This is a genomic window from Planococcus chinensis (assembly GCF_042681545.1).
In the GTDB taxonomy this organism is placed as follows: domain Bacteria; phylum Bacillota; class Bacilli; order Bacillales_A; family Planococcaceae; genus Planococcus; species Planococcus chinensis.
Genome location: NZ_JBHUFW010000011.1, coordinates 31,762 through 48,230 on the forward strand (window position 1 = coordinate 31,762; position 16,469 = coordinate 48,230).

Genomic DNA, 16,469 nt, shown 5'->3' on the forward strand with positions numbered 1-16,469 from the left:
CAAAAGAGGACAGAAGGCTTATGATCAGCCTTCTGTCCTCTGTTTATTTCTCTTTGGCTTTTTCTCGATTGCCACAAGAAATGGCGGCGAGTGGCGCTGGTTGATGAATTCGTACTTCATGACATCAAAGAACGCCTGAGGCAATTCCCGGACATATTCCATGACGGCATCCCGCTCTTCACCGCCGCCCTCATGGCCTGAATAGATGACAATCAGCACCAGGCCGTTTTCTTTCAGCAGCCCGATGCTTTGTTCGATGGCAGTGAGCGTGCTGTCGCTCTTGGTGATGATCGCGTGGTCGCCTTTCGGCAAATAGCCGAGGTTGAAGACCACGGCGGCTACCGGGCCGTCCACATGCCGGACCATTTCCGCGTGGCTGCCGTGGACCAGCTTGACTTGCGGATGGCCTTCGACGCGGAGGCGCGTCGCTTCGATCGCTTCTTCCTGGATGTCGAATGCAATCACTTTGCCGCCCGGTCCGGTAAGCCCGGCGAGAAAGAGGGTGTCGTGGCCGTTGCCTGCCGTGGCATCAACGACCGTATCGCCTTCCGAAACCGCTTCTTCCAATAAACTCTTGGTAAATGGCAGAACCCGCTGCAACGTCATATTTTCACACTCTTTCCAAAAAATTTCCCTTGCCAGCTTTCGCGCTCAGCAAGTTCGGCATCGATGCCGTTCAGGACGTCCCATTTATTTGCGCTCCACATCGGCCCGATCATCAAGTCGATCGGACCGTCGCCGGTGATGCGCTGCACCACCATCTCCGGCGGCAGCACTTCCAATTGGTCTGCTACCAGACGGATGTATTCTTCTTTCCCGAGAAATTCCACCATGCCTTTTTCATATTGCTTGACCATCGGCGTGCCTTTCAACAAATGCAGCAGGTGAATCTTGATGCCTTGCACGTCCAGCTTCGCCACTTCACGTGCCGTCTCCATCATCATCTCCCGGTCTTCCAGCGGCAGGCCGTTGATGATGTGCGTACAGACGCGAATGCCGCGGCTGCGGAGTTTATTGACGCCTTCGACATACGATGGGAAGTCATGCGCCCGGTTGATGAGGCGTGCGGTCTTTTCGTGTACGGTCTGCAAGCCAAGTTCGACCCAAAGATACGTCCGTTCGTTCAATTCCGCCAAATAATCGACGACGTCGTCCGGCAGGCAGTCGGACCGCGTCGCGATGCTGAGGCCGATGACATTTTCCTGTGCCAGTGCCGCTTCGAATTTTTCCTTAAGAACAGGGAGCGGTGCATGGGTATTCGTATAAGCCTGGAAATAGGCCATGTATTTGCCGTCTTTCCATTTACGATGCATTTTCGTCTTGATTTTTTCGAATTGGACGTCGATCGGTTCGGTGCGGTCCCCGGCAAAATCACCGGAACCGGCTGCGCTGCAGAACGTACAGCCGCCAAAAGCGACCGTACCGTCGCGGTTCGGGCAGTCAAAGCCGGCATCGAGCGCAATCTTCATCACCTTGAAGCCGAAATGGTCGCGCAAGTGGCGGTTCCATGTATAGTAGCGCTTGCCGTCCGAAGAAAAAGGCAAATTCATATTCATTCAAAACAACTCCTCAACCCGTATTGTAGCATGGCGCCAAAAGGCGCTACAACGGCGGAAATCCTGATTTCCAGCAAGGCGGAAAATTTAGCTTGTCGGCATGCTGGAAAAGGAATACAATTGCTTTTGGAATTGAGATAAGAGGAGAGAATACCATGCCGAAAAGCGTCTGGCTTTTGATCATCGGAATGCTCGTCAACGTGACGGGAAATTCCTTTTTATGGCCATTGACTACTATATATATGCACGACCACCTCGGGAAATCGCTGTCGCTCGCCGGACTGGTCCTGATGGCGAACGCCGGAGCGGCGGTCATCGGCAACTTGCTTGGCGGGGCGCTTTTCGATAAATTCGGAGGATACCGTTCGATTATGGCCGGAATCGTTTTTACGCTGATTGCGCTCACCGGGTTGACAATCTGGCACAGCTTTTTGCCGTTTGTCGTCTTCTACACCATCATCGGATTCAGCGGAGGCATCGTCTTCCCGAGCATGTACGCCATGGTCGGAACGGTGTGGCCGGAAGGCGGGCGCAAGGCGTTCAATGCAATCTACCTCGCCCAGAACGTCGGCGTCGCCCTTGGGCCTGCCATGGCCGGCGTGCTTGCCGCCTATAGTTTCGATTATATTTTTACCGCTAATCTAGCGATGTATGTCCTGTTCTTCTTCATCGCCTTGTTCGGATTCAAGTCGATGAGCATCTCACCGAACGCACACACATCCGTCTTCAATGAAAAGAAAAAGATCCGCAAACGCGCGCCGCTTTACGCTTTGCTGATCGTTTCAGCCGGCTACTTCCTGTGCTGGGTCGGCTATGTGCAGTGGCAATCAACCATTTCCGCTTATACGCAGGAAATCGGCATCACATTGCCGCAATACAGTTTCCTATGGACGCTGAACGGCATCCTGATTGTCGCAGGACAGCCATTCATTCGGCCGATCATGAAAAAGATTGAAGACAACATAAAGCAGCAACTGATCATTGGCATCCTGATCATGATTGTGTCGTATATTGTCGTGGCATTTGCCCAGGATTTCAGCATGTTCATCATTGCCATGGCCATCCTGACAATCGGTGAAATGTTTGTCTGGCCGGCGGTTCCGGCGCTTGCCAACCAATTGGCGCCAAAAGGGCGGGAAGGCTTTTACCAGGGCATCGTCAACAGCGTCGCAACTGGCGGGCGCATGGTCGGCCCGCTGCTCGGCGGCGTCATGGTCGATCTGTATGGAATGCCGGCTTTGTTCGCGTTGATCACCGCTTTGGTGTCGATTGCGATCATCACGTCGCTCCTGTATGACCGCCCGTTGAAGCGGGAACAGGCGCAGGCGATGCAGGAAACTCCGATTCTTTAACCCTGAGCCGTAAGATGGAAAACCCGTCTTCCGGCTTTTCTTTTTGAAGAACCGGCAGGTCAGCCTTTTTTCTTAATATTGCGTTTTAGGGAGGAGTTTGTTTAAATTAAAAAGGAAGCGCTTTATTTTCAACAATTCTGTACATAGATGAAATGGAGGCCATTAGAAATGAAACCGATTTATGGATCTGCAAAAGAAGCAGTCGCCCAGATTGAAGACGGGTCAACAATCATGGTCGGCGGATTCGGTTTGGTAGGAATCCCTGAGCAATTGATTTTGGCGCTGGTGGACAAAGGGGTCAAAGACCTCACTGTGATTTCCAACAACTGCGGCGTTGATGAATGGGGCCTCGGGCTCTTATTGAAAAACAAACAAATCAAGAAAATGATTGGATCATATGTCGGCGAGAACAAAGAATTCGAACGCCAGGTGCTGTCCGGCGAAATCGAAGTGGAATTGACGCCGCAAGGCACGCTTGCTGAAAAAATGCGTGCAGGCGGTGCAGGGATCCCTGCATTCTTCACACCGGCGGGCGTTGGTACAACGGTTGCCGAAGGCAAGGAAATCCGTGAATTCGACGGCAAGGAATATGTGCTGGAACATGCGCTGAAAGCTGATTTTGCATTGGTGCGCGCGCACAAAGCCGACAAGATGGGGAACTTGGTCTACAACAAGACGGCCCAGAACTTCAACCCACTGGCAGCGGCAGCAGGCAAAGTGACGATTGCGGAAGTCGAGGAAATCGTCGAAACAGGCGATATCGACCCGAACCACGTTCAGACGCCGAGCATTTACGTGCAAGGGCTGCTGCAAGCGAAACAGGAAAAACGCATCGAACGATTGACCACTCGATCTGTATAAGGAAGGACGGGGAATAGAATGGATAAGAACCAAGTGAGAGAACGGATTGCCCGCCGTGCGGAGCAAGAAATCAAAGACGGCGACTACGTCAACCTGGGCATCGGCATGCCGACTTTGGTGGCGAACTTCATTTCTGACAATAAAAGCGTTGTGCTGCAATCTGAAAACGGCTTGCTCGGCATCGGCCCTTACCCAACGGAAGACCAGGTCGATCCGGACTTGATCAATGCAGGGAAAGAGACAGTGACGACCATTCCCGGAGCGGCATTCTTCACGAGTGCGGAATCGTTCGCGATGATCCGTGGCGGGCACATCGATGTTGCCATCCTCGGCGGCATGGAAGTGGCTGAGAACGGCGATTTGGCGAACTGGATGATTCCAGGGAAGATGATCAAAGGCATGGGAGGCGCGATGGACCTGGTCCACGGCGCAAAGAAAGTCATCGTCATCATGGACCATGTGGCAAAAGACGGCTCTGCGAAAATCAAGAAGCAATGCGACCTGCCTTTGACTGGCAAAGGCGTCGTCAACAAAATCATCACAGAGCGGGCGGTCATCGAAGTGACGGACAACGGCCTCGTGCTGTCGGAAGTGTTCGACGGCTACTCGGTGCAGGACATCATCGATTCGACAGATGCGCCCCTGAACACTGACAATGTGAAAGTCTCGTAATCTATTGCCAAAAAACGGCGGGTCCGTTAAAATAAAGGACAATAGCTAATGACAGTGAAGAGGATCAGTAGATTGCGTTTATTCCCTAGAGAGCCGGCGGCAGGTGCAAGCCGGTGTGTAAACCAGTCGAACTCGCCTCGGAGTCTGTGCATCCGAACCTGAGTAAGGTGCACCGTTTTCCGCGTTAAGGAAACAAGTTGAGCGGGCGACCGCTAATTTGGGTGGTACCGCGGGAAAACTCCCGTCCCTTATTTTTATGAGGGACGGGAGTTTTTATTTTTCCCCGGTACTGAAGTTGTTAGGGGATCGGCTCCGGCCGCATCCGTTTTAAACCAAGGAGGAACAGGACATGACATTCAAGCACAAGGAAATCGAGAAAAAATGGCAGAAGCATTGGGAGAGCAATAAAACCTTCAAACTGGAGACGGATTTTTCAAAGCCGAAATTCTATGCGCTTGATATGTTCCCGTATCCGTCGGGCGCCGGGCTTCATGTCGGGCATCCAGAAGGCTATACGGCGACGGATATCTTGAGCCGCGTCAAGCGCATGCAGGGCTTCAACGTGCTTCACCCGATGGGCTGGGACGCATTCGGCCTTCCTGCTGAACAGTACGCATTGGATACGGGCAACGATCCTGCGGAATTCACCGAGAAGAACATCGCGACATTCAAGCGCCAGATCCAGGAACTTGGCTTCTCGTACGATTGGGACCGCGAAGTGAACACGACGGATCCGAAATACTATAAATGGACGCAGTGGATCTTCATCCAGCTGTACAATAAAGGCTTGGCGTATGTCGATGAAGTGGCGGTCAACTGGTGCCCGGCACTCGGTACCGTGCTTGCGAACGAAGAAGTGGTTGACGGCGTATCAGAACGCGGAGGCCACCCGGTGGAACGCCGCCCAATGCGCCAATGGGTGCTCCGCATCACGGAATACGCAGACCGTTTGCTGGAAGATTTGGATGATCTGGACTGGCCGGAAAGCTTGAAGGACATGCAGCGCAACTGGATCGGCAAATCCGAAGGGGCCGAGCTGGAATTCAAAGTCGGCGGCACCGAGCATGCGTTCCGCGCATTCACGACGCGCCCGGATACGATTTTCGGTGCGACGTATGCGGTGTTGGCACCGGAACATAAACTGGTGGCTTCGATCACAACTGCCGAACAGAAGGAAGCCGTCGAGAAATACATCGACGACGTGAAAACGAAGAGCGACTTGGAGCGTACGGATTTGGCGAAATCGAAGACCGGCGTATTCACTGGCGCTTATGCCGTGAACCCGGTCAGCGGCGAGAAAATGCCGATCTGGATTGCGGATTATGTATTGGCGACATACGGAACGGGCGCCATCATGGCAGTTCCGGCGCACGACGAGCGCGACTATGAATTCGCCAAGCAATTTGATCTGCCGATTGTCGAAGTGGTTTCAGGAGGCGACATTTCAACGGAAGCTTATGCAGGCGACGGCGAATTGATCAACTCCGACTTCCTGAACGGCTTGAACAAAAAAGAAGCGATTGCGCGCGCGATTGCCTGGCTTGAAGAGCACGGCGTCGGCGAGAAGAAAATCACGTACCGTTTGCGCGACTGGCTGTTCAGCCGCCAGCGCTACTGGGGCGAGCCGATTCCGATCATCCACTGGGAAGACGGCACGATGACGCCGGTCGACGAGAAAGACCTGCCGTTGATGCTGCCGGTGACAACCGACATCAAGCCGAGCGGTACGGGCGAATCACCGCTTGCCAATATTACGGAATGGGTCAATGTGGTCCATCCGGAAACCGGCATGAAAGGGCGCCGCGAAACCAACACGATGCCGCAATGGGCAGGCAGCTGCTGGTATTACCTTCGCTATATCGATCCGAACAACGAAGAAGCGTTGGCGGATCCGGAATTGTTGAAACACTGGCTTCCTGTTGATGTCTATATCGGTGGAGCAGAGCACGCGGTACTTCATTTATTGTACGCACGCTTCTGGCATAAAGTGCTTTACGATATCGGCGTGGTTTCCACAAAAGAGCCGTTCCAGAAATTGTTCAACCAAGGGATGATCCTGGGTGAAGGCAATGAGAAAATGTCGAAATCCAAAGGCAACGTCGTCAACCCGGACCAGATCATCGAGAGCCACGGGGCGGATACGCTTCGTTTGTACGAGATGTTCATGGGTCCGCTTGAAGCATCGATCGCCTGGTCGACAAACGGCCTTGACGGCGCGCGCCGCTTCCTTGACCGCGTATGGCGCCTGTTCATCGAAGACGGCAGCTTGAGCGCGAAAATCACCGAAGCGAACGACGGCAAAATGGAGAAAGTCTTCCATCAGACCGTCAAAAAAGTAACCGAGGACTACGAAGGCCTCCGCTTCAACACCGCAATTTCGCAAATGATGGTGTTCATCAATGAAGGCTATAAAGCAGATGCGATTCCGAAAGAATACGCAGAAGGCTTCGTCAAGCTCTTGTCGCCGGTTGCACCGCATTTGTCAGAAGAGCTATGGGAAAAACTCGGGCATACGGAAACGATCACGTACGAAGCATGGCCGGAATTCGATGAATCGAAAATGGTTGAAGATGAAATCGAAGTCGTTGTACAAGTGAACGGCAAAGTCCGCACGAAAATCGTTGTGGCGAAAGATTCAACAAAAGAGCAATTGGAAGCGGCAGCGCTTGCCGACGAAGCCATCGTGAAAGCGGCAGAAGGCAAACAAGTCCGCAAAGTGATTGCAATTCCAGGGAAATTGGTCAATGTGGTAATCGGGTAAAAGAGGAAAGCCTGTCCGGCGACGGACAGGCTTTTTTCGTTTGCTGCAAGTAAAAAGTGGAATACTGCAAGTAAAGTTCTGTTTTCTGCAAGTAAAGTTCCGTTTAGCGCAAGTAAAATTAATTTGCCGCAAGTAATGAAAATGTGGAGGATAGAGCCAGTTGAAAATTGGATGACCGCAGATAAATCTCCAGAATCGCAGATAAAACAAAATAAACGCAGATAATCCTAAAGAAAAGAAGAAATATTTCCAACCATGCATCTTCTTCCAAAAATTTCCGTCCTACTAAAAAACGCCCGCAAAAAAAGCGGACGTAGGCACTTATACTAATATCTCCCGTGCAAAGGCGGCTGCGCTGCGACCCGCGACATTGCCGGTAACCAAAGCGGAAGTGATGTTGTAGCCGCCGGTATAGCCGTGGATATCCAAAATTTCGCCGCAGAAATAAAGTCCGGGCATTTTCCGCGAAGCCATCGTTTTCGGTTCAATTTCCTTGATGGAAACGCCGCCGCCCGTGACAAACGCTTTCTCGATCGGCTGCGTGCCGTTGACGAACATCGAGAATGCCGTAAGTTGCTGGGCCAGCACACGCACCCGTTCACTCGCCAGTTCCGCGCCGACCGCTTGCGGATCGATGCCGGAGCGTTCCAGCAAGAACAGCAGCCAACGTTCTTGCGCTATGCTTTTCCAGACGTTTTTAACCGCTTTTTTCGGCTCGTCCTTCATCATTTTGAAAAGCAGCTGGAACGCCGATTCGGCATTTTCACCCGGCAGCGTATTGATGCGCATTTCGACCGGTGCACCGCCGTTTTTCTTCATTTCCTTGACGACGTACTGGCTGCAGCGCAGCACAGCCGGACCGCTCAGCCCGAAATGGGTGAACAGCATGTCCATCTGATGGGTGACGAGCAGTTTCCCTTTTTTATTCAGCACGGAGACCGCAGCGTCGCGCAGTGCGAGCCCCTGCAATTCACGGCTGACGATGAACGGCTCTTTCGACAAGAGCGGCACTTCCGTCGGATATAGGTCGGTCACGGTGTGGCCTGCACGTTCTGCCCATGGATAGCCGTCGCCCGTCGAGCCGGTCTGCGGCACCGCTTTTCCGCCGACTGCGACAACGACCGCTTTCGCCGTATATTCATCGCCCGAATGCAGGCGTACGCCGGTCACTTTCTCGTCGGTCATCAATAATTTCTTGACCGGGGAGTCGAGCAGCACTGTAACATTCAATCGGTCCATTTCGCGGAACATGGCATCTGCTACATCCTGCGCCCGGTTGGAAACCGGGAACATGCGCCCGTGATCTTCTTCTTTCAAAGCCACGCCAAGCCCTTCAAAAAAGGCGATGATGTCCTCGTTATTGAATACGGAGAACGGGCTGTAAAGGAAGCGCCCATTGCCCGGAATGTGTTTCACGATTTCCTCAAGCGGCAGCCGGTTGGTCACATTGCAGCGCCCGCCGCCGGAAATGATCAGTTTTTTTCCAAGTTTCTTGCCTTTTTCGATCAATAAAACCTTTTCGCCTTGTGAAGCCGCAGCGATGGAAGCCATCAAGCCTGATGGGCCGCCGCCGATAATGATTACGTCATACATATTATGAGAACTCGCTTTCGTTTGTATTAGTGTGCATACTCCAGCGCCTAACTCCTCGGCCATAAGCCCGCCCGGAGCTGAACAGGCGCATCCGCTTTTCTCAAGTATACACGATGCGGCAAAACTCGTTGAGTAATTCGGTTTATAGGTGTAAACTATCGTGTAGATTGTTTTTTATCATTTCATGTCAGGAAGTGCAAAATGTCAACACTTATCAAAGGAACGGCCATTTTAACGCTTGGTTTATTCTTATCGAAAGTCCTCGGGATCATCTACGTCATCCCGTTTTACGATATGGTCGGGGAAGAGAATATCGGCCTCTACCAATACGCGTACATACCTTATAACCTCATGCTGTCGCTCGCCATTTCCGGCGCGCCGATCGCTTTCTCTAAGTTTGTGGCGAAGTATAATTCGCTCGGCGATTATGAAACCGGCCGCCGTCTCTTGAAGTCCGGATTGATGACGATGATGGTCACCGGCTTCGTTTCATTCCTCTTGCTGTATTTCTTCGCTGGGCCGCTTGCGGAACTGACGATTGATGAAAATGAAAAAATCCACTCCGTGCAGGACGTCAAAGAAGTGATCCAATGGGTTTCATTCGCCTTGATCGTCGTGCCGTTCATGAGTTTGTTCCGCGGCTTTTTCCAAGGCTATAACTTCATGATGCCGACAGCCGTATCACAGCTGATTGAGCAGATCGTCCGCATTGTCTTCCTGCTGGCCGGGGCGTATGCCGTCCTCAATATTTTCGGCGGCTCCGAAAAGACTGCAGTCGAAGTGGCTGTCCTGTCCGCATTTGTCGGCTCGCTCGGCGGCGTGCTCGTGCTGTTCTATTATTGGAAGAAGAAAAAAGGGGAGTACAACGAGCTCCGTGCAAATTCCGTCGAATCCTACGATGTGAAGCTCGGCGATATGTACAAGGAAATCATCATCTACGCTATTCCGGTCGTCTTCCTTGGCATCGCGAATCCGCTTTTCCAGTTTGTCGACATGCTGACATTCAACCGGGCAATGGGCGATTCGGAAAATGCAGCAGCATCCGGGATCTACTTGAGCGTCCTGAATTTCACCGCCCATAAACTGGTGATGATTCCGGTCATGCTTGCGACAGGGTTCTCGATGGCGCTGATTCCACTGATCACACGGTACTATACGAAAAATGAATTTCAGCAAGTCAACCGGACGCTGGACCAGACGTTCCAGATTCTGTTGTTCCTGACGCTCCCGGCAGTTGTCGGCATGACGATGCTGTCTGACGAGCTTTACCACATCTTCTATGAGATCAGCGACATCGGCTCTGAGATCCTGGCGCATTACCTGCCGGTGGCCATCCTGTTCGCAATGTTCCCGGTAACGGCTTCGATCCTCCAGGGTATCAATAAACAGAAATGGATCATCCTGAATCTTCTGGTGGGCTTGCTGCTGAAACTGGCATTGAACATTCCGTTGATCCGCCTGTTCGAAACGGACGGTGCGATTGCGGCGACGGTGATCGGCTATGTGGTTGCCATCGGCATGAACTTGGCGGTCATCAAAGTGACGATGAATTATCAGTCCAATATGGTATTGCGCCGCTTGTTCCTGATCGTATTGATGAGTGCCGTGATGGCAGCGGCTGTCTGGCTGACGGCATCCGGCTTGGATCTGTTCCTCGGCATGGATTCGAAATTCCATTCGATCGCGCGCATCTTGATCATCGGCGCTGTCGGCGGAGCGGTGTACGGCTATCTGGGACTTAGAACGGGCATTGCACAGAAGCTGCTCGGTGAACGGTTGACCAAATATACGAAAAAATTCGGGTTCTAGGAGGCCGACATGCGCATAGACAAGTTTTTATCGAATATGGGCTATGGCTCACGCAAAGAAGTGAAGATTTTATTGAAGTCGAAAGCGGTGGAAGTGAACGGGGAGACCGTGCGCGATCCGAAAGTGCATGTCAACGAACTGGCCGATGAAGTGGCAGTTGCCGGCGAACGCGTCGAATACGCCGAATTCATCTACTTGTTGATGAACAAGCCCCCGGGCGTCATTTCTGCGACGGAAGACAAATACGATCCGACTGTCGTCGAGCTTTTGGCAGAAGAGGAGAGGCATTTCGAGCCGTTTCCGGTCGGCAGGCTTGATAAGGATACCGAAGGGTTTCTGCTGCTGACGAATGACGGGGTGCTGGCGCATGAATTGCTGTCGCCGAAGAAACATGTCGATAAACGCTATTTTGCGAAAATCGAAGGTTTGGTGACGGAGGAGGACGGAGAAGCATTTGAGCGAGGGGTGATGCTCGACGATGGCTATGTCACAAAGCCCGCCAAGCTACAAATTCTCAAAAGCGGACCGGAGTCGGAAATCGAACTGACCATCACAGAAGGGAAGTTCCATCAGGTCAAGCGCATGTTCCAGAGTGTCGGCAAAGAAGTTGTCTATCTGAAGCGCTTGTCGATGGGGCCGCTCGAACTTGACCCGGAACTGGGCCTCGGCGAATACCGCCACCTGACCAAAGAAGAAATAGAGCTTTTGAAAACAAGAAAATGACCGCATAAGCTGCGGTCATTTTCTTTGTTTTTTAAGAGGTTTCTAGGATGTCAGTTTCACCTTTTTTTGCGTCGTAGTCCATTTGCCGCGAGTTGGGCTTTCTACCAAGTCGTTAAAGGCTAACACATTCAAATCTCTTTGAATGGTGCGAGGAGTGATGCCGAATTCATCGACAAGATCTTGCGTAGTTACAGTTCCGTTATCACGGATGTACTTATACATATCTTTAATACGAATTAGCATGCGATCAGTTGTTGGTTTCAATTAAAGAACCACTCCTTCATCTTTTTTCCAATAGGCAAAGACTAGCGGACGATGCGCTGAGGTTCACCCAGCTTCCTAGTAATAAATGCCAATGACATCCCCTTTTCTTAAAAAATCTGTCAGTTGATTTTTCTGACAACTTGATTATAACGAAAAAAGCTGTGGATATCTATCATTTTCCCTTTGTAAATCGAATCTTAACAATCTTTTTGGCCGCCATTTTAATAAAAAAACAGCGAAGTTCTTTAAAAAAGTTTGAAAAGGTGTACAATAGCTTTAACAAAAAAGGGGCGTGAACCATGGATTGGCAATTGGAAGCGGAAAAAAGAAGGGACAGCATCCTAAGTGAGTTGCAGGAATTGATTGCGATTCCCAGTGTGCTGAGCGAAGAACCGGCTCCGGGCGCGCCTTTTGGGAAAGATGTCAAAAGAGCGCTGGATTGGTTTTTGGAAAAAGGGGCTGAACGGGGCTACGCCACTAAGAACGTAGCGGATGTAGCAGGGCATATCGAAGTCGGGGCCGGGCAGGAGCTGCTTGGAATTCTGGGCCATGTCGACGTTGTGCCGGCAGGGGCAGGGTGGACGAAAGATCCGTTCGGCGGTGAAATCGAAGCCGGCAAGCTATATGGCCGCGGGGCGATTGATGATAAAGGACCAACCATCGCTGCATGGGCGGCGCTGAATATCGTCAAAGACGCCGGCGTTGAATTTACGAAACGCGTCCGCCTGATCATCGGTACCGATGAAGAAAGCGGCTTCCGCTGTGTATCGCGCTATTTTGAAACGGAAGAAATGCCGGGCATCGCTTTTGCGCCGGACGCGGATTTTCCGATCATCAATGCCGAAAAGGGCATTGCGGTCATCAAATTTGCAGCTGAAGCGTCAGACGGTGAAACCGAGCTGCAGACTTTCGCGGCGGGACAGCGGACCAATATGGTTCCGGACCTTGCCGAAGCGATTGTCGATGGCGATGTGACCGGGTGGCTGGATGAATTCGAGGCGTTCTGCAGCAAGCACAGGGCGAGCGGCATTATTGAGATCATCGGGAACGAGACGAAGCTGACATTGAACGGCAAATCGGCACATGCCATGGAACCGGATGAAGGCGTCAATGCCGGAATCCTCTTGGCGCTGTTCCTGAAAGACCGCCTAACCGGCAGCGGCAGAACGTTCACTGCCTTTTTGGCAAATCGTTTCTTCGGTGATTCCAGAGGCCATAAGCTGGGGCTTGCCTTTTCAGACGATGTTTCCGGCGACACGACGTTCAACCCGGGCGTGATCCGGTTTGAGCGCGGAGGGGAAGCGCGGATTGAAGCAAGCATGCGCTATTCAATCAGCTATCCGTTCGATGAGAAGTTGGCGGGTGCTGAAACAGCCGGTTTTGAACTTTCCGTCCTGTCGAATTCTCCGCCGCACCATGTCGATGCAGCAGATCCGTTCATCAAGGCTCTGCAGTCTGCCTATGAAAAGCAGACCGGGGAAAAAGCGGAGCTTTTGGCAATCGGGGGCGGCACCTATGCCCGCGTCCTCGATAAAGGCGTGGCGTTCGGCATGCTGTTTCCGGGTGAGAAAGATGTAGCTCATCAAAAAGACGAATTTGTGGATATCGATAATTTGATCAAGGCTGTAGCCATTTACGCGGAAGCGATTTATGGACTGGCTTGCAAAAAATAAAGGAAGAGGGATGCAGTATGGCTTGGATTTTGCACAATGATACATTGATTCAGGAAGAGGAATTGGCGATTTCGAAAGAAGACCGGGGCTATCAGTTCGGGGACGGCATCTACGAAGTGATCCGGATCTATGAGGGGAACCTCTTTACCGCAAAAGAGCATATCGACCGTTTTTACGCGAGCGCGGAAAAAATCAAGATTGTCATTCCTTACACGAAAGACGTCTTGCATAAATTGCTCTACGATCTGGTTGAACAAAATGAAATCAATAACGGGCAAGTGTATGTCCAGATCACCCGTGGAGATGCGATGCGGCAGCATCATTTCCCGCAGGAAACTTCGCCCGTCATGGTGGCCTATACCAAAACGGTGGAACGCCCGAAAGAAATGATGGAAGCAGGCGTGCACGGAACATTCATCGAAGATATGCGCTGGCTGCGCTGCGACATCAAGAGCCTGAATTTGCTTGGGAACGTCATGGCGAAACAGGAAGCACACGAAGCGGGAAGCTATGAAGCCATCCTGCACCGCGGCGAAGTCGTCACGGAAGGATCTTCATCCAATATGTATGGAATAAAAAATGGCATCCTTTATACACATCCGGCGACCAATTTGATTTTGAACGGCATTACCCGCAGCGTCATCCTGGACCTGTGCCGCAATCTTGGCATCGAAGTTCAGGAAACTGCCTTTACAAAAGAACAGGCGCTTGAAATGGACGAATTTTTCATGTCGTCCACAACAGCCGAAATTATGCCGATTGTCCGGATCGATGGACAGGAAATCGGAAACGGTTCACCAGGAGAAGCGACAAGAAAACTTCAGCAGGCGTTTGAAGCGAACTTGAAGCTAACGGTGAAGATGTAAGAACTCCGTTCCAGGCGAAGCACAAGAGCTGTCGAGGAAACTCGGCGGCTTTTTCCATGCGGACGGAGGGATGCAGAACGGGCCTTTGAATCGTAAAACGGACAGGAACCGGCCGAAAGAGATTGCGATTCCGGCGTTCCAATTCCTGTTTTTTTGTAGCGCGGCAAATGGTAAACTGAAAGAAGGTGATGAAAATGCAGGCTCATTATTTTATCGGCATCGCGATTCCGGAACCGGTTGCCCGCAAGTTGGCAGAAAAGCGGACGCAATGGAAGATGCGCAGCCATAAAAAATATACCAAACCCGAAGACATGCACATTACGCTGCTGTTTATCGGAGATGATCCGCACGGCGAAATCGGGGATGCGGCAAAAGCCTTGGAGGAGATACGCCATGCCCCGTTCAACCTCACACTGGACGGCGTGAAGACTTTCGGCAACCCTGCCACGCCCCGGATCGTTTATGCGTCGGTCGCCGACAGCCGTGAGTTGGCGGAGCTGCAATCGGACATCCGGGAAAAGATGCTGCAGTTCGACATGAATCCGGACCAGAAACGCTTTGTCCCCCATGTGACGCTGGCCGGCAAATGGGCAGGGGGGGATCCGATAGACGTCCGTATGGAACTCGAGCCCCTCTCTTTTCAAGTGACGGAGTTCTCGCTGTTCCGGATCGATCCGATCGGTGAGCGCAAATATATTCCGGTGTCTACATACCAACTGAGAGAAGGCTGAAGAAGGGTCTTATGAAAACGATATTCGTCATAAATCCGGCAGCCGGCAACGGAAAATCGCTGGCAAAATGGAACCGATTCAAAAAAGGGCTGGCTTTCCCGTACGAAGCCCTGCTTACAGAATACCCGGGCCATGCAACCGATATGGTCCGGAACCTTCATTCAATAGAGGAACCATGCTTGATCATCGGTTTCGGCGGAGACGGCACGCTTCGGGAAATCATTGCAGGTGCGGCGGGTGCCGCCAATATTGTGGTCGGATCAGTCTCCGCAGGGTCAGGCAATGATTTCGGCCGGGGGTTTTATTCATTCCGCGACGGAAGGGACATCGGGCGTTTTATCGGAAACCCGGTTTTTTCGAAAGAAGACCTGGGCGAAATCAAGAGCCCGGCGCCTTTCCGTTTTGTCAGCAGCTCAGGCATCGGTTTCGACGCGGAGATTTCCGTACTCGTCAACCGTTCTGCAGCCAAGAAAATGCTGAACCGGATCGGCGCCGGAAAGCTCGTCTATTTGATGTATGTCGTCCGGACGCTGGTGGGATTCGGCAAGTTCGGGCTGACGGTCAGGCATGGCGGAACGGAAACGGTTTATCGGGACGTCTGGTTCGCCACAGTCAGCAACCAGCCATATTTCGGCGGCGGCATGAAAATCTCCCCGAAATCGAGGACCGATGACGGGCTATTGGAATTGACGGTCGTCCACGGCATATCACGCTTGAAACTGCTGCTGGTCTTTGGTACGGTTTTTACCGGAAGCCATACAAAATTCAAAGAAGTCGTGCAGATGAGCGGGGAAAGTTTCCTGCTAACGGCGGACAGGGAAGTATACAGGCATGTCGACGGCGATGCAGCCGGCAGGACGTCAGCCGGACAAGAAGTCGAATATGCCATCAGCGAAGATTATTGGAAAGCTGCAAATAAAGGAAAGAAAGAGGATGAACAATGAGATCACGTTATAAACCATGGGCTGCAGATTTGATCGACGCCCATCCGGAAATCGTTATTCCGGATCCGGAAAACCAAAAAGGCAAATGGCACGAAGTTTTCGGCAATGTCAATCCGCTTCATATTGAAGCAGGAACCGGCAAAGGCCGCTTTATCACAGGAATGGCGAAGCAGAACCCGGACATCAATTACATCGGCATCGAACTGTTTGACAGCGTCATCGTCACTGCGCTGGAAACCGTGCTGGCAGAAGAGGGCGGCATTCCGAATTTGCGCCTTCTTCGCGTAAATGCGAAAGAGCTCCAAAGCTTCTTTGAAAAAGGGGAAGTGGACCGGCTTTATTTGAACTTTTCGGATCCATGGCCGAAAACGCGCCACGCTAAACGCCGTTTGACCCATGAAACATTTTTGAAGCTTTATGAAGCCGTGCTGCCGGAAGGCGGAGAAATCCATTTCAAGACGGATAACCGAGGCTTGTTCGAATACTCGCTGACGAGCATCTCAGAATACGGCATGCTCTTGAAGGATGTCTCGCTCGATTTGCACGCAAACGAACCGGAATGGAACATCATGACCGAGTACGAAGAGAAGTTTTCGAAGAAAGGGCAGCCGATCTACCGGCTTGAAGCCCAGTATCAAACAAAATAAGCACAAGGGGGATTTTG

15 protein-coding genes and 1 other annotated feature are annotated in these 16,469 nt (G+C 51.8%); of the genes, 11 read left to right on the forward strand and 4 right to left on the reverse strand.

What is annotated here, in order from left to right; translation table 11 throughout:
• Positions 1-24 precede the first annotated feature (24 nt).
• Both mnmM and mnmL read right to left on the reverse strand, forming a co-directional pair.
• Positions 25-606 (reverse strand): tRNA 5-(aminomethyl)-2-thiouridylate-methyltransferase MnmM, encoded by a 582-nt coding sequence (gene mnmM / locus ACFSDB_RS12775; protein WP_204890185.1) that lies wholly within the window; start codon positions 604-606, stop codon positions 25-27.
• Positions 603-1,556 (reverse strand): tRNA modification radical SAM protein MnmL/YtqA, encoded by a 954-nt coding sequence (gene mnmL, locus ACFSDB_RS12780; RefSeq protein ID WP_204890186.1) that lies wholly within the window; start codon positions 1,554-1,556, stop codon positions 603-605. The genes mnmM and mnmL overlap by 4 nt, the downstream gene beginning before the upstream one ends.
• A gap of 155 nt (positions 1,557-1,711) precedes the next feature.
• On the opposite strand from mnmL, the gene ACFSDB_RS12785 reads away from it, so the two are divergent.
• The 4 genes from ACFSDB_RS12785 to leuS all read left to right on the forward strand — a co-directional run bounded on the left by ACFSDB_RS12785 (position 1,712) and on the right by leuS (position 7,202).
• On the forward strand, positions 1,712-2,908 hold the full coding sequence (locus ACFSDB_RS12785; protein ID WP_204890187.1) for an MDR family MFS transporter: 1,197 nt from the start codon (positions 1,712-1,714) through the stop codon (positions 2,906-2,908).
• Positions 2,909-3,076: 168 nt separating this feature from the next.
• A complete protein-coding gene (locus tag ACFSDB_RS12790) occupies positions 3,077-3,769 on the forward strand; it encodes a CoA transferase subunit A (protein WP_204890188.1) in 693 nt (230 codons plus the stop codon).
• Between the two features lie 18 nt (positions 3,770-3,787).
• Positions 3,788-4,441, forward strand: a complete 654-nt coding sequence (locus ACFSDB_RS12795; RefSeq protein WP_204890189.1) for a 3-oxoacid CoA-transferase subunit B — start codon at positions 3,788-3,790, stop codon at positions 4,439-4,441.
• A 45-nt stretch (positions 4,442-4,486) separates the two neighbouring features.
• Positions 4,487-4,693: a binding site (T-box leader), on the forward strand.
• A gap of 97 nt (positions 4,694-4,790) precedes the next feature.
• Positions 4,791-7,202, forward strand: coding sequence for a leucine--tRNA ligase (gene leuS / locus ACFSDB_RS12800; protein ID WP_204890190.1), 2,412 nt, complete (start codon positions 4,791-4,793; stop codon positions 7,200-7,202).
• A gap of 321 nt (positions 7,203-7,523) precedes the next feature.
• On the opposite strand, the gene ACFSDB_RS12805 is transcribed toward leuS, so the two are convergent.
• Positions 7,524-8,795 carry a BaiN/RdsA family NAD(P)/FAD-dependent oxidoreductase gene (locus tag ACFSDB_RS12805; RefSeq protein ID WP_204890191.1) on the reverse strand — a complete coding sequence of 424 codons (1,272 nt, stop codon included), beginning with the start codon at positions 8,793-8,795 and terminating at the stop codon, positions 7,524-7,526.
• 201 nt (positions 8,796-8,996) lie between these two features.
• On the opposite strand from ACFSDB_RS12805, the gene ACFSDB_RS12810 reads away from it, so the two are divergent.
• Together ACFSDB_RS12810 and ACFSDB_RS12815 are read left to right on the forward strand one after the other, a co-directional pair.
• Positions 8,997-10,604 carry a putative polysaccharide biosynthesis protein gene (locus tag ACFSDB_RS12810; protein ID WP_204890192.1) on the forward strand — a complete coding sequence of 536 codons (1,608 nt, stop codon included), beginning with the start codon at positions 8,997-8,999 and terminating at the stop codon, positions 10,602-10,604.
• Positions 10,605-10,613: 9 nt separating this feature from the next.
• Positions 10,614-11,327, forward strand: a complete 714-nt coding sequence (locus ACFSDB_RS12815; RefSeq protein ID WP_204890193.1) for a pseudouridine synthase — start codon at positions 10,614-10,616, stop codon at positions 11,325-11,327.
• A gap of 42 nt (positions 11,328-11,369) precedes the next feature.
• Here ACFSDB_RS12815 and ACFSDB_RS12820 read toward each other — a convergent pair whose 3' ends face one another.
• The gene (locus ACFSDB_RS12820; RefSeq protein ID WP_204890194.1) at positions 11,370-11,591 is read right to left on the reverse strand and encodes a DeoR family transcriptional regulator; all 222 of its coding nucleotides are present in this window, start codon (positions 11,589-11,591) and stop codon (positions 11,370-11,372) included.
• A gap of 299 nt (positions 11,592-11,890) precedes the next feature.
• On the opposite strand from ACFSDB_RS12820, the gene pepV reads away from it, so the two are divergent.
• The 5 genes from pepV to trmB all read left to right on the forward strand — a co-directional run bounded on the left by pepV (position 11,891) and on the right by trmB (position 16,452).
• The gene (pepV, locus tag ACFSDB_RS12825) at positions 11,891-13,264 is read left to right on the forward strand and encodes a dipeptidase PepV (RefSeq protein WP_204890195.1); all 1,374 of its coding nucleotides are present in this window, start codon (positions 11,891-11,893) and stop codon (positions 13,262-13,264) included.
• Positions 13,265-13,281: 17 nt separating this feature from the next.
• Positions 13,282-14,130, forward strand: coding sequence for a D-amino-acid transaminase (gene dat, locus ACFSDB_RS12830; RefSeq protein ID WP_204890196.1), 849 nt, complete (start codon positions 13,282-13,284; stop codon positions 14,128-14,130).
• Positions 14,131-14,324: 194 nt separating this feature from the next.
• Positions 14,325-14,861 (forward strand): RNA 2',3'-cyclic phosphodiesterase, encoded by a 537-nt coding sequence (gene thpR / locus ACFSDB_RS12835; RefSeq protein ID WP_204890197.1) that lies wholly within the window; start codon positions 14,325-14,327, stop codon positions 14,859-14,861.
• Positions 14,862-14,872: 11 nt separating this feature from the next.
• Positions 14,873-15,805: a diacylglycerol/lipid kinase family protein gene (locus ACFSDB_RS12840; protein WP_204890198.1), complete on the forward strand. Its 933-nt coding sequence runs from the start codon at positions 14,873-14,875 to the stop codon at positions 15,803-15,805.
• Positions 15,802-16,452: a tRNA (guanosine(46)-N7)-methyltransferase TrmB gene (gene trmB / locus ACFSDB_RS12845; protein ID WP_204890199.1), complete on the forward strand. Its 651-nt coding sequence runs from the start codon at positions 15,802-15,804 to the stop codon at positions 16,450-16,452. The genes ACFSDB_RS12840 and trmB overlap by 4 nt, the downstream gene beginning before the upstream one ends.
• The last annotated feature ends 17 nt before the right edge of the window (positions 16,453-16,469 follow it).

Excerpts from the sequence above, each read along its gene's own strand:
- mnmM (WP_204890185.1), bottom strand. The coding sequence starts at position 606 with ATGACGTTGCAGCGGGTTCTGCCATTTACCAAGAGTTTATTGGAAGAA.
- mnmL (WP_204890186.1), bottom strand. The coding sequence starts at position 1,556 with ATGAATATGAATTTGCCTTTTTCTTCGGACGGCAAGCGCTACTATACA.
- ACFSDB_RS12785 (WP_204890187.1), top strand. The coding sequence starts at position 1,712 with ATGCCGAAAAGCGTCTGGCTTTTGATCATCGGAATGCTCGTCAACGTG.
- ACFSDB_RS12790 (WP_204890188.1), top strand. The coding sequence starts at position 3,077 with ATGAAACCGATTTATGGATCTGCAAAAGAAGCAGTCGCCCAGATTGAA.
- ACFSDB_RS12795 (WP_204890189.1), top strand. The coding sequence starts at position 3,788 with ATGGATAAGAACCAAGTGAGAGAACGGATTGCCCGCCGTGCGGAGCAA.
- leuS (WP_204890190.1), top strand. The coding sequence starts at position 4,791 with ATGACATTCAAGCACAAGGAAATCGAGAAAAAATGGCAGAAGCATTGG.
- ACFSDB_RS12805 (WP_204890191.1), bottom strand. The coding sequence starts at position 8,795 with ATGTATGACGTAATCATTATCGGCGGCGGCCCATCAGGCTTGATGGCT.
- ACFSDB_RS12810 (WP_204890192.1), top strand. The coding sequence starts at position 8,997 with ATGTCAACACTTATCAAAGGAACGGCCATTTTAACGCTTGGTTTATTC.
- ACFSDB_RS12815 (WP_204890193.1), top strand. The coding sequence starts at position 10,614 with ATGCGCATAGACAAGTTTTTATCGAATATGGGCTATGGCTCACGCAAA.
- pepV (WP_204890195.1), top strand. The coding sequence starts at position 11,891 with ATGGATTGGCAATTGGAAGCGGAAAAAAGAAGGGACAGCATCCTAAGT.
- dat (WP_204890196.1), top strand. The coding sequence starts at position 13,282 with ATGGCTTGGATTTTGCACAATGATACATTGATTCAGGAAGAGGAATTG.
- thpR (WP_204890197.1), top strand. The coding sequence starts at position 14,325 with ATGCAGGCTCATTATTTTATCGGCATCGCGATTCCGGAACCGGTTGCC.
- ACFSDB_RS12840 (WP_204890198.1), top strand. The coding sequence starts at position 14,873 with ATGAAAACGATATTCGTCATAAATCCGGCAGCCGGCAACGGAAAATCG.
- trmB (WP_204890199.1), top strand. The coding sequence starts at position 15,802 with ATGAGATCACGTTATAAACCATGGGCTGCAGATTTGATCGACGCCCAT.